Source organism: Streptomyces sp. NPDC051286 (genome assembly GCF_044455345.1).
GTDB lineage: Bacteria > Actinomycetota > Actinomycetes > Streptomycetales > Streptomycetaceae > Streptomyces.
In genome coordinates this window covers 265,010-277,184 of record NZ_JBITER010000003.1, presented here as the reverse complement: position 1 = coordinate 277,184, position 12,175 = coordinate 265,010, and the positions used below count along the sequence as shown (strand labels likewise).

Here is a 12,175-nt window from a genome sequence, read left to right as displayed (position 1 = left end):
CCCCGCGCGCCCGCCGCCCCCCGCCCCCCCCCCCGCCCCCCCCGCCCCCCGCCCCCGCGCCCCCCCCCCCGCCGCGCCCCGCCCGCCCCCCCCCCCCCCCCCCCCCGGGGCCCCTGGTCACTGTCGGGTCAGACGCTCTCGCTCTGCTTGGCGTCGGCCACCGGCTCCGATGCCTCCACGCCGCTCTCGGCGGTGGGCTCGGGCTTTGCCTCCGGGCCCGCCCCCCGCAGCGGTACCTCCTTGACGAACACCGCCGCCACCAGCGCGATCAGACCGACCGATGCACCGACCAGGAAGGCGATGTGGATTCCTGACGACACCGCGAACTGGTACGCCTCACGCACCGCGTCCGGCAGCTTCGCCAGGCTCGCCGCGTCCAGCTGCGCGGACTTCGAGGTGGCTGCTCCGCCGCCGCGGGCCACCATCTCGTCCTGCACTCGTCCGGTGAACAGCGCACCCATGATCGCGACGCCGAAGGAGCTGCCGAGCGTACGGAAGAGGGTGGTCGCGGAGGAGGCGACGCCCATGTCCTTCAACTCGACGCTGTTCTGCGCGACGAGCATCGTGATCTGCATCAGGAAGCCCATGCCCGCGCCGAGGACCGCCATGTAGACGCCGGAGGTGAAGCGGGTGGTGCCGGTGTCCATCTGCGAGAGCAGGAACAGGCCGGACACCATCAGGATGGAGCCCACGATGGGGAAGATCTTGTACTTGCCGCTGCTGGTGGTGACCCGTCCGGCGATCAGCGAGACAACCATCATCGACAGCAGCATCGGCAGGAGCAGCAGACCGGAGTTGGTCGCGGACGCACCCTGGACGGACTGCTGGAACAGCGGCAGGAAGAGCACCGCTCCGAACATCACGAAGCCGGACATGAAACCGACGATCGACATCAGTGTGAAGTTGCGGTTGCGGAAGATGTGCAGCGGAATGATCGGTTCTGCGGCCTTCGTCTCGACGAAGAGGAAGCCGACGAGCGAGACGACACCGATCGCGATGAGCTCCATGATCACGGCGGAGCCCCAGGCGTACTCCGAACCGCCCCAGGTGGTGACCAGCACGATCGCGGTGATGCCGAGGGTCAGCAGCCCGGCGCCGAGGTAGTCGACGTTCGCCCGGGTGCGCTTCCTGTTCGGCAGGTGCAGTACGGCGGTGACCATGGCGAGGGCGACGGCGCCCAACGGCAGGTTGATGTAGAAGCTCCAGCGCCAGCCGAGGTGGTCGGTGATGGTGCCGCCGACGAGCGGCCCGCCGATCATGGCGATCGCCATCACGCCGGCCATCATTCCCTGGTACTTGCCGCGCTCGCGGGGCGGCACCAGGTCGCCGATGATGGCCATGACACCGACCATCAGTCCGCCCGCGCCGAGCCCCTGGACCGCACGGAAGCCGATCAGCTGGCCCATGTCCTGGGCCATGCCGCTCAGTACGGAGCCGATCAGGAAGACCACGATGGACGTGAGGAAGATGCCCTTGCGTCCGTACATGTCGCCGAGCTTGCCCCAGATCGGGGTCGAGGCCGCGGTGGCCAGGGTGTACGCGGTGACGACCCAGGACAAATGCTCCAGGCCGCCGAGATCACCGACGATGGTCGGCATGGCGGTGCCGACGATCAGATTGTCGAGCATGGCCAGCAGCATGGTGATCATCAGGGCGAGCATCACCACCCGGACGCTGCGCTGCTGCGGTTCGGGTGCGGCGGGCGGCTCGTCGGCAGTCTTCTCGGCTGCTCGGCCGCCCGGCTTCCCGCCCGCCGCCTTCTTCAGGTCCGACATGGTTCCCAACTCCCCTGATCCCCTGTTAGCCGGGCCCTTACTTGCCGCCCGGCTAGTTGACTACACTGGGGAAAGTAGACCCGTAACTAGCCGGGCGTCAAGTAAGTTCTTTGGGGAGCGCACCATGGGCAGCACGCCGCAGCCACGCCGGGGCGATACGCGCCAGCGTATCCAGGACGTCGCCCTGGAGCTCTTCGCCGAGCAGGGCTACGAGAAGACCTCGCTGCGCGAGATCTCCGAGAAGCTGGACGTCACCAAGGCGGCGCTGTACTACCACTTCAAGACCAAGGAAGACATCCTCATCAGCATCTTCGAGGACCTCAACCGGCCCGTCGAGGAGCTGATCGCCTGGGGCAAGGAACAGCCGCGCACCCTGGAGACGAAGAAGGAGATCCTGGTCCGCTACAGCGACGCACTGGCCGCGGCGGCGCCGCTCTTCCGGTTCATGCAGGAGAACCAGGCGACCATACGGGATCTCAGCATTGGAGAGACCATCAAGGGCCGCATCGTGACCCTCGTCGATCTGATCAAGGAACCCGACGCGCCACTGACCGACCAGGTGCGCTGCTTCACCGCGCTCTTCACGCTGCACGCGGGCATGTTCGCCCTCAAGGACTTCGACGGCGACTTCGAGGACAAGCGCAAAGCCGTCCTCGAAGTCGCCTTCGACCTCATCACCCAAGCCCACAGCCCGGGCCCCGCGAGCTAGGGCCTGTTCTGAGTTCCCCGTCGTTCGCGCGAAGCGCGGGCGCAGCGGTGGTCGGTGCGTGCGATCGGCGTGCGGTGTCGCAGGTCATGTGGCGGAGCCACCTGTCCTGCGCGGCCGTGCGCCGAGCGTGCGTGCCGGGCGTCGGGGCGCAGGCAGGGAACTCAGAACAGGCCCTAGGGCGTGTTTCGAAAGTAGCGTCGTCCGCCCGCAGGGCGGGCCTGGCGGCGTCTGGTGCGTGCGATCGCAAGGCGGAGGGTCACCCCGATACCGGTCGTATCGGGGTGAGCCCGACAACGCAGCGAGCGTGCGTGCCAGGCGTCGCCAGGCAGGCGGGACTTTCGAAACACGCCCTAGGGCGGCGGGAGCGGGATCCGGGCCGTGGTGCGGTCGTCAGGTCGGGTCAGACCGTGACGCCCTGCCGCTGCAGGAACGAGACCGGGTTGATCGCCGAACCGTAGTTGGCGGTGTGACGGATCTCGAAATGCAGGTGCGGGCCGCTGGAGTTGCCGGTGTTGCCCGAGAGGGCGATCTTCTCGCCCGTGCTCACGGTCTGGCCTATGCGCACGTCGATCCGCGACAGGTGCGCGTACTGGGAGTACGTGCCGTTACCGTGCTTGATCACGATGGCGTTGCCGTACGCGGGACCGTCGCCGCCGCCGTTCGGGCCGGCCTTCACGACGGTGCCGGAGTGCGCGGCCTTGACCGTGGTCCCGGTCGGCACGGCGAAGTCCTGGCCGGAGTGCTTGTGAGCCCAGCGGCTGCCGTCGGTGCCGAAGGAGGCGCTCAGCGCGTAGTGGCGGACCGGTGCCACCCAGGAGGCCGCCTTGCCGGCGGCTTCCTTGGCGGAGCTGCGTGCGGCCTGCTCCGCCGCAGCGGCCTTCTTGACCGCCGCCTTGGCCTGCGCGGCCGCCTGCGCGGCGACCGAATCGGCCGCCGTATTGCCGATCAGACTCGCGGTGCTGGGGGCGCTCGCCGGGGCGGCTGCGAACGCAGCGCCCGCGCCGAGAACCATCGACGTCCCCAGGCCGGCTGCCACCACGGCGCCACGGACACGGGACATGGACGGGCGGCGGGAGTGCTGGAACGTAACGCGCTTCGACATAAGCGGGGATCCTCCGGATGCGAGTGAGCCCGGCTTGTCCGCCGGGCTGGCCATCCCTTGGTAACCCGCCACCCCACTTGTGCCCAAACACCCTATCTACGAAGAAAAGCCGTATTTACACCCCAGAGAACTCGTTGCCACGGACCCCGGATCTTCGACACGCGACTCGACCGAACCTCCTCCGCCAAACAGGTTTAACCCCAGCTCCAAACCGCCTGAAACGGACATGTTGCAGCGTTTCGGGCCTCCCCTCCCGTCGCACCGAAGGCCCCGTTCCGCCGCGGGGCAAAGGCCCCTTCCGCGGTCACGGCCCCGTCTCCTACGCCTCATAGGAGAGCGCCGAGGGGGTGTGCGCCTTGTCACTACCGACGGGGCCGAAGGCCGCCCGATTCGGGACATTCGACAGGCAACCTGACTGCGCTGTCACGGCAGACGCTCAGCTCCCGGGGCGGGGAGAGCGGTGACCAGCGGCCGCACTGATCCGGCCGAGATCTTCAGCACCCTCCTAGATGTGGAACCCGGGCTCGTCGTGCGCACCTGGCGGCACGGCGAAGGGGCTGCCCCGGAACCGTACGAAACGGTTCCGGGGCAGCCCCATCGGCTGCTCGGACGCTCAGCGCGCCCTTACACGTCCTTCGTCAGGTTCGGGCCGGCGCCGCCTGCCGCCTGCTCGATCGGCGGGACGTCGGGCAGCGCCGACTTCTCCTCGCCGCGGAAGGTGAACTTCTTCTCCTCGCCCTCGCCCTCGGTGCCGACGACCACGATGTGACCGGGGCGCAGCTCACCGAAGAGGATCTTCTCGGAGAGGACGTCCTCGATCTCGCGCTGGATCGTCCGGCGCAGCGGCCGGGCGCCCATCACGGGGTCGTAGCCCTTCTTCGCCAGGAGCGACTTGGCTTCCGAGCTGAGCTCGATGCCCATGTCGCGGTCCTTCAGGCGCTCGTCCACCTTGGCGATCATGAGGTCGACGATCTGGATGATGTCTTCCTCGGTGAGCTGGTGGAAGACGACCGTGTCGTCGACACGGTTGAGGAATTCCGGACGGAAGTGCTGCTTGAGCTCTTCGTTGACCTTGTTCTTCATCCGCTCGTAGCCGGTCTTGACGTCGCCCTGGGCGGCGAAGCCCAGGTTGAAGCCCTTGGAGATGTCCCGGGTCCCGAGGTTGGTCGTCATGATGATGACCGTGTTCTTGAAGTCCACGACCCGGCCCTGGGAGTCGGTCAGGCGACCGTCTTCCAGAATCTGGAGCAGGGAATTGAAGATATCGGGGTGGGCCTTCTCGACCTCGTCGAAGAGGACGACGGAGAACGGCTTGCGGCGCACCTTCTCGGTGAGCTGGCCGCCCTCTTCGTAACCCACGTAACCGGGGGGAGAACCGAAGAGACGGGAAACCGTGTGCTTCTCGCTGAACTCCGACATGTCGAGGGAGATCAGCGCGTCCTCGTCACCGAAGAGGAATTCGGCGAGCGTCTTGGAGAGCTCGGTCTTACCGACACCGGACGGGCCGGCGAAGATGAACGAGCCACCGGGGCGCTTCGGGTCCTTCAGACCGGCTCGCGTACGGCGGATCGCCTGCGAGAGGGCCTTGATGGCGTCCTTCTGGCCGATGACGCGCTTGTGGAGCTCGTCCTCCATGCGCAGCAGTCGGGAGGACTCCTCCTCCGTCAGCTTGAAGACCGGGATGCCGGTGGCGGTGGCCAGGACTTCGGCGATGAGCTCGCCGTCGACCTCGGCGACGACGTCCATGTCGCCGGCCTTCCACTCCTTCTCCCGCTTGGCCTTCGCCGCCAGCAGCTGCTTCTCCTTGTCGCGGAGGGACGCTGCCTTCTCGAAGTCCTGGGAGTCGATGGCCGACTCCTTGTCGCGGCGGACACCCGCGATCTTCTCGTCGAACTCACGGAGGTCCGGCGGCGCGGTCATCCGGCGGATACGCATCCGGGAACCGGCCTCGTCGATCAGGTCGATCGCCTTGTCCGGCAGGAAGCGGTCCGAGATGTAGCGGTCGGCCAGCGTCGCGGCCTGGACCAGTGCCTCGTCCGTGATGGAGACGCGGTGGTGGGCCTCGTAGCGGTCGCGCAGACCCTTGAGGATCTCGATGGTGTGCGGCAGCGACGGCTCCGCGACCTGGATGGGCTGGAAGCGGCGCTCGAGAGCGGCGTCCTTCTCCAGGTGCTTGCGGTACTCGTCGAGCGTCGTCGCACCGATCGTCTGGAGCTCACCTCGCGCCAGCATGGGCTTGAGGATGCTGGCGGCGTCGATCGCGCCCTCGGCGGCGCCCGCACCCACGAGGGTGTGGAGCTCGTCGATGAACAGGATGATGTCGCCGCGGGTGCGGATCTCCTTGAGGACCTTCTTCAGGCGCTCCTCGAAGTCACCGCGGTAGCGGGAACCGGCGACCAGCGCGCCGAGGTCGAGGGTGTAGAGGTGCTTGTCCTTGAGGGTCTCGGGCACCTCGCCCTTGACGATGGCCTGCGCCAGTCCCTCGACGACCGCCGTCTTGCCGACGCCGGGCTCGCCGATGAGAACCGGGTTGTTCTTGGTACGGCGGGAGAGCACCTGCATGACCCGCTCGATCTCCTTCTCGCGCCCGATGACCGGGTCGAGCTTGGATTCGCGAGCGGCCTGGGTGAGGTTCCGGCCGAACTGGTCGAGCACCAGGGACGTGGAGGGCGTGCCCTCCGCGGGGCCGCCTGCGGTGGCCGCCTCCTTGCCTCCCGAGTACCCGGAGAGCAGCTGGATGACCTGCTGCCGCACCCGGTTCAGGTCGGCGCCCAGCTTCACGAGGACCTGGGCGGCGACGCCCTCGCCCTCGCGGATCAGGCCGAGCAGGATGTGCTCCGTGCCGATGTAATTGTGGCCAAGCTGAAGAGCCTCGCGGAGCGACAGCTCCAGGACCTTCTTGGCTCGGGGAGTGAAGGGGATGTGCCCGGACGGGGCCTGCTGGCCCTGACCGATGATCTCCTCCACCTGCTGGCGGACCGCCTCGAGCGAAATCCCGAGGCTCTCCAGGGCCTTAGCGGCGACACCCTCACCCTCGTGGATAAGGCCCAGGAGGATGTGCTCGGTGCCGATGTAGTTGTGGTTGAGCATCCGGGCTTCTTCCTGAGCCAGGACGACAACCCGCCGCGCGCGGTCGGTGAACCTCTCGAACATCGTTAATCGCTCCTCAGAGCGGTCAGGCAGTAAGGGGTCGGTCCCCTCCCTGTCCTTCCGCAGCTTAGTCCCGCAAGCGGGGACCGCTCATTCCAACTGCCGACACCCGTCCTTGGCCTCCTGCCCCGAACGCCGACAACTGCTCCAACCCGATGGTGCGAGACGATGTTCCCGCAGGCCAGGCAGATACCCCTATCGCCAGTACGCCGATGGCGAACGTGAGACGTGCCGAGCCGCGTGTCGCCCCTCCCCACTAGGGATGTTCTTACCCGCAATTACAGACAGTCCATGCGGCGCGCGCCGGTTCCCTCCGCTACGGGCGAACATTCTTGCGCCCGGAAATCCGCTCGCACGCCCCCATCATGGACACGCTATGCACATATTTGCCGACTCTGCGTAACCCTTGGGGCCGCCTGGCAGTTCTTCGGGCATGGCCTTCACCGTCCCGCCCCCACGCGCAGCGCTCGCTGACGAGCGCACCAGTGACTGTGCGTGGTGGTATGAGCACGAGCTCGGCTGGCCGACGGAAGGGACCGCTCCGGTGCAGTTGCCGACCGGGCTGCGGTTCGACGTCCTGGAACTGCCTGCGGCCGCGGGGTACGCGGCGCTGCGGCGATTGGGGCACACAGGACCCGTGGCACTGACGGGGCGGACCATGGGACTGCTGGTGGCTGCGGGGAGCGCCGACGAGCTGCCGGGGCTGCTCGACTGGCTGGAGTGGGGCGGGGTCTCCCTCGCGCTGACCGCCGTCGGTACGGGCGGGCGGATCATCGCACCGACGCCGCCCGGCTGGGCTCCTCGCTCGCCGGGGGCCGCCGCATGGCTGCGGCCCCCCGAGCTGCGGCACGAGGGGAAGCCGGAGCTCCCGGCCCTCGTCGGCCTCGGGAGCAGGGGTGGGGGTGCTCCCGATCTCGTACGGCTCGTGGACGCGGTGGCAACGGAATGCCACCGGGCCCGGTTGATGCATGCCCGGACGGGGCGGACGGCAACGGCGCAACCGGCAGCGGAGCTGTCGGCAAAGGGACTGTCGACGGACCGGTCGGCAGTTCAGCCGTTGGCCTTCTCGTAAGCCTCGCGAATCTCTGCCGGAACACGACCACGGTCATTCACATTGTGACCGTTCTCGCGCGCCCACTTACGGATCTCGGCGGTGTCCTTGTTGCCACCGGTAACGGCGCGACCCTTGCCACGACCCGCTGCGGCACGGCCGCCGGTACGCCGGCCACCCTTGGTGTACGGCTCAAGAAGACCACGGAGCTTGTCCGCGTTGGTCGTGGTGAGGTCAATCTCGTACGTCTTGCCATCCAGAGCGAACGTCACCGTCTCGTCCGCCTCGCCACCGTCGAGGTCATCGACAAGAAGGACCTGAACCTTCTGTGCCACCGGATTTCCTTTCATCGAAAATGCAGTACGCGGAAAGGAAACCGCTTTTCCCCGGAAAACACAAACCCCTGGGAGAGGTTCAGGAGCGCAAGAACACGGGAAACATGCGCGATTCGGACATAGGGTTCCGGCGCCTTCCGACGGTCACAGGTGCAGAAGCATCCGGCTGTTACCCAAGGTGTTCGGCTTCACCCGTTCGAGACCGAGGAACTCTGCTACGCCCTCGTCATAGGAACGCAGCAGCTCGCTGTAGACATCTGTGTCGACCGGCGTCTCTCCGATCTCCACGAAGCCATGCTTGGCGAAGAAGTCGACTTCGAAGGTGAGACAGAAAACCCGGCGCACACCCAGCCAGCGGGCGGTCTGCAACAGCTTGTCCAGTACTTGATGCCCGACTCCGGCGCCCTTGATGCTGTGGTCGACCGCGAGAGTACGGACTTCCGCAAGGTCTTCCCACATCACATGGAGTGCACCGCAGCCGATGACGCGGGCGTCCTCGTCGCGTTCCGCGATCCAGAACTCCTGGATGTCCTCGTAAAGCGTCACCGTCGCTTTGTCGAGCAGGATGCCTTCGCGCACGTACCCGTCGAGGAGACGGCGGACCGAGGGCACATCGCCCGTCCGGGCACGCCGGACGGTGATGGCCTCCTTCATAACCGACGGTTCGGTACGGAAATCGGTATGCGGAAGCTCTGAGGACATGCCCCGACGCTATCGCCCGGACTCGGTGTCCGCGTCATCGGCCGGGCGATCACCGGTCTCCGTCAGCTCCGGCGATACGATCCGCATCGCGTCACTGAGTGCTTCCCGCTGCTCGGCGGACATCATGCCGAAGAAGGCGACAAGAGCGGCGGCGGGGTTGTCACTCTGGGACCAGGCTTCGTTCATCAGTGCGGCCGAGTAGGCGGCGCGGGTGGAGACCGCCGTATATCGATATGCGCGGCCTTCGACTTCCCTGCGCACCCAGCCCTTCTGATGGAGATTGTCCATTACTGTCATGACGGTCGTGTACGCGATGGACCGTTCCTTCTGAAGGTCCTCAAGGACTTCCCGCACGGTGACCGGTCGGTTCCATTGCCAGACCCGTGTCATCACGGCGTCTTCCAGCTCTCCCAATTGGCGAGGCACAGCGTCACCTTAGTGCTAGATGTCTGGAATGACCGATTATTTGAGTGACAAAAGGGCGTGCGGCTCCTCATGAGCCGCACGCCCTTCATGCGGTAGGCGAGGTGCGGTACGCGCCGTACCGGTCAGACGCCTTCGGTCCGCGATGCCTGCTGCGCCGCCTCGGCGTGGCCGAGCGCCGAGTCCACGGCCGCGTCCTCCTTGGCCTTGTTCGGGCCGCCCTGGCTCTTGACGATCGTCACGACGAGGCCGATGAAGAAGGCGGCCATCACCACGGGGGGCACGAGCGCGGATACGTAGTCCATGGGATCCAGAGTAGCGATCCCGGTACGGACTTCCGCGCGACCCCTCCGTCGTCCGGTGCGGCTACCCCGCGGCGCGTTGCTGCGGGGGCGGGACGGGCCGGCGGCGGGGCGGGAAGACTTCCGAGGGCTTCGGGGCGGGGCGTTCGGACGGCGGCGCGGGACGGGCCGGGGCCGCCGGGGCCTTCGGCTTTTCGGGTTCCGCGGTCGCGGCCCGGCCGCCGGGGAGGGCGAGCAGACGGCCGCGCGGGGCGGGTGCTGTCGCGGGTACGGCGCGTCCGGCGAGACGGGCCCGCACCGACCGCTCGGCGAGCACATGGCAGCGCTCCAGGAGCGCCGCGGCAACCGGTCTGCCCCGCTGGGTGCGCAGGGCGGCCAGATCCTCCGGGCGAGGGTCGTATCCGGCGGCCAGGGCATCCTGGAGCAGCTCCAAATAGCTGGTGACCGAGCCTGGGAGGGCGTCGCGGTAGCGGACGAGGTCGGCGAGGAGGAACGTACGCAGCCGTCCCGCCTCCCCGACCGCCTCGTCCAGGGAACTCGCGAGCCGCAGGCAGTCCTGGACGTCCTCGTCGGGCAGGGGCGTGGGGCGGAGGGCGTTGGCGAGGGCGCGTCGGAGCACACGCAGCTCGTCCGCGCTGAACGCCATACCGCCGCGTGATCCGTAAGGCGTGGGCATAACGCGACAATACGTGCTAAATGGACAAAATCCGTTTAGCTGGGCGCGGCGGCGCGGCGGCGGCCTCCGCGCCGCCGCGCCGTTCCCGCAGGTACCCGGCGCGTGCCCTACATCCGGGCGATGTTGCGCTCGTACACCAGTCGCAGCCCGATGAGCGTGAGCCAGGGCTCGTGCTCGTCGATGACGGAGGACTCCCCCAACACCATCGGAGCAAGGCCGCCGGTCGCGATGACGGTGACGTCGTCCGGGTCGGCCGCCAGCTCCTTCTTCATGCGCTCGACGACGCCGTCGACCTGGCCCGCGAAGCCGTACACGATCCCCGCCTGCATGGCCTCGACCGTGTTCTTGCCGATCACGCTGCGCGGCCGGGCCAGCTCGATCTTGCGGAGCTGGGCGCCCTTCACGCCGAGCGCCTCGACCGAGATCTCGATGCCGGGGGCGATGACCCCGCCCGCGTACTCGCCCCGGGCGGAGACCGCGTCGAAGGTGGTCGCCGTGCCGAAGTCGACGACGATCGCCGGGCCGCCGTAGAGGTCGACGGCCGCGACCGCGTTGATGATGCGGTCCGCGCCGACCTCCTTCGGGTTGTCCATCAGGATCGGGACGCCCGTCTTGATGCCCGGCTCGACGAGCACGGCGGGCACGTCGCCGTAGTAGCGGCGGGTGACCTCGCGCAGCTCGTGCAGGACGGCCGGGACCGTGGAGCAGATCGCGATGCCCTCGATGCCGTCGCCCAGCTCCTCGCCGAGCAGCGGGTGCATGCCCATCAGGCCGTTGAGCAGCACCGCGAGCTCGTCCGCGGTGCGGCGGGCGTCGGTGGAGATCCGCCAGTGCTCGACGATCTCCTCACCGTCGAACAGGCCCAGGACGGTGTGGGTGTTGCCGACGTCGATGGTGAGCAGCATCAGACGCCGGCCCCGTCGGTGTCGCGGAAGTCCAGGCCGATGTCGAGGATCGGCGAGGAGTGGGTGAGCGCGCCCACGGCCAGGTAGTCGACGCCTGTGGCGGCGTAGGCACTGGCGGTGTCGAGGGTGAGCCGGCCGGAGGACTCCAGGACCGCGCGGCCGCCGACGAGCGCGACGGCCTCCTCGGTCTGGGACGGGGTGAAGTTGTCCAGCAGGATCAGGTCGGCTCCCGCCTCCAGGACCTCGCGGACCTGGTCCAGGGTGTCGACCTCGACCTCGATCGGTACGTCCGGGAACTCGTCCCGCACCCGCTTGAACGCCTCGGCGACGCCACCCGCCGCGATGACGTGGTTGTCCTTGACCAGCGCGGCGTCGGAGAGCGACATCCGGTGGTTGACGCCGCCGCCGCAGCGCACCGCGTACTTCTCCAGGGCGCGCAGACCCGGGGTGGTCTTGCGGGTGTCGCGGACCTTCGTCTTCGTGCCTTCGAGCACATCGGCCCAGGCGCGGGTGGCGGTCGCGATGCCCGAGAGCCTGCAAAGCAGGTTGAGCGCGCTGCGCTCGCCGGTGAGCAGGTCACGGGTGCGGGTGGTGACGGTCAGCAACTTCTGGCCGGGGGCGACGCGGTCGCCGTCCTCGACGTGGCGCTCGACCTCGAACTCGGCCGTGCAGACGATGGAGAGGACGGCCTCGGCGACGCGCAGACCTGCGACGACACCGGCCTCGCGGGCGGTGAAGTCACCGGTGGCCATGGCCTCCTCGGAGACCGTGGCGACGGTTGTGACGTCCACACCGCCGTCGAGGTCCTCCTCGATGGCGACGTGCGCGATGTCCTCGACCTGGACCGGGTCGAGGCCCGCGTCGGCGAGCAGCTGGGCGAGGTCGGGGTCGAGACCGCACTCCAGGGGGTCCAGCTCGTAGCCTTCCTCCCCGCCGCAGCCGCAGGCGTCCCCGCAGCCGCCCGCGGCCGGTGCGGGCGCGCCGATCTGGATCAGCGGTACGTCCACGGGTGTGGGGCGCGGATTCTCTTCGGGCGTGCTCACGG

At 68.1% G+C, this 12,175-nt stretch carries 12 protein-coding genes; 2 read left to right on the top strand and 10 right to left on the bottom strand.

The features are described 5' to 3' along the window. Positions 1–128: 128 nt before the first annotated feature. Positions 129–1,775 carry an MDR family MFS transporter gene (locus ACIBB8_RS05870; RefSeq protein ID WP_398949182.1) on the bottom strand — a complete coding sequence of 549 codons (1,647 nt, stop codon included), beginning with the start codon at positions 1,773–1,775 and terminating at the stop codon, positions 129–131. Between the two features lie 124 nt (positions 1,776–1,899). Here ACIBB8_RS05870 and ACIBB8_RS05865 point away from each other — a divergent pair, with 124 nt between their 5' ends. Further along, positions 1,900–2,484, top strand: a complete 585-nt coding sequence (locus tag ACIBB8_RS05865; protein WP_398949181.1) for a TetR/AcrR family transcriptional regulator — start codon at positions 1,900–1,902, stop codon at positions 2,482–2,484. A 400-nt stretch (positions 2,485–2,884) separates the two neighbouring features. Here ACIBB8_RS05865 and ACIBB8_RS05860 read toward each other — a convergent pair whose 3' ends face one another. Both ACIBB8_RS05860 and ACIBB8_RS05855 read right to left on the bottom strand, forming a co-directional pair. Further along, complete coding sequence (locus ACIBB8_RS05860) at positions 2,885–3,586, bottom strand: M23 family metallopeptidase (protein WP_398949180.1); 702 nt, start codon at positions 3,584–3,586, stop codon at positions 2,885–2,887. A gap of 624 nt (positions 3,587–4,210) precedes the next feature. After that, complete coding sequence (locus tag ACIBB8_RS05855) at positions 4,211–6,739, bottom strand: ATP-dependent Clp protease ATP-binding subunit (RefSeq protein WP_358858754.1); 2,529 nt, start codon at positions 6,737–6,739, stop codon at positions 4,211–4,213. A 430-nt stretch (positions 6,740–7,169) separates the two neighbouring features. On the opposite strand from ACIBB8_RS05855, the gene ACIBB8_RS05850 reads away from it, so the two are divergent. Then, complete coding sequence (locus ACIBB8_RS05850) at positions 7,170–7,808, top strand: SCO3374 family protein (RefSeq protein ID WP_398949179.1); 639 nt, start codon at positions 7,170–7,172, stop codon at positions 7,806–7,808. Here the strand turns inward: ACIBB8_RS05850 and ACIBB8_RS05845 are convergent. The 7 genes from ACIBB8_RS05845 to nadC form a co-directional block, all read right to left on the bottom strand. Beyond that, a complete protein-coding gene (locus ACIBB8_RS05845) occupies positions 7,787–8,122 on the bottom strand; it encodes an Lsr2 family protein (protein WP_327368168.1) in 336 nt (111 codons plus the stop codon). The two genes, ACIBB8_RS05850 and ACIBB8_RS05845, sit on opposite strands and share 22 nt — an antisense overlap. Positions 8,123–8,266: 144 nt before the next feature. Further along, complete coding sequence (locus tag ACIBB8_RS05840) at positions 8,267–8,776, bottom strand: amino-acid N-acetyltransferase (RefSeq protein ID WP_398949178.1); 510 nt, start codon at positions 8,774–8,776, stop codon at positions 8,267–8,269. A 57-nt stretch (positions 8,777–8,833) separates the two neighbouring features. Beyond that, positions 8,834–9,250 carry a BlaI/MecI/CopY family transcriptional regulator gene (locus ACIBB8_RS05835; RefSeq protein WP_398949177.1) on the bottom strand — a complete coding sequence of 139 codons (417 nt, stop codon included), beginning with the start codon at positions 9,248–9,250 and terminating at the stop codon, positions 8,834–8,836. A 122-nt stretch (positions 9,251–9,372) separates the two neighbouring features. Further along, the gene (locus tag ACIBB8_RS05830; protein WP_398949176.1) at positions 9,373–9,552 is read right to left on the bottom strand and encodes a hypothetical protein; all 180 of its coding nucleotides are present in this window, start codon (positions 9,550–9,552) and stop codon (positions 9,373–9,375) included. A gap of 61 nt (positions 9,553–9,613) precedes the next feature. Then, on the bottom strand, positions 9,614–10,195 hold the full coding sequence (locus tag ACIBB8_RS05825; protein WP_398949219.1) for a hypothetical protein: 582 nt from the start codon (positions 10,193–10,195) through the stop codon (positions 9,614–9,616). Between the two features lie 137 nt (positions 10,196–10,332). Beyond that, positions 10,333–11,130, bottom strand: coding sequence for a type III pantothenate kinase (locus ACIBB8_RS05820; RefSeq protein WP_266984380.1), 798 nt, complete (start codon positions 11,128–11,130; stop codon positions 10,333–10,335). After that, positions 11,130–12,173 (bottom strand): carboxylating nicotinate-nucleotide diphosphorylase, encoded by a 1,044-nt coding sequence (gene nadC / locus ACIBB8_RS05815; RefSeq protein WP_398949175.1) that lies wholly within the window; start codon positions 12,171–12,173, stop codon positions 11,130–11,132. The genes ACIBB8_RS05820 and nadC overlap by 1 nt, the downstream gene beginning before the upstream one ends. Between the last annotated feature and the right edge of the window lie 2 nt (positions 12,174–12,175).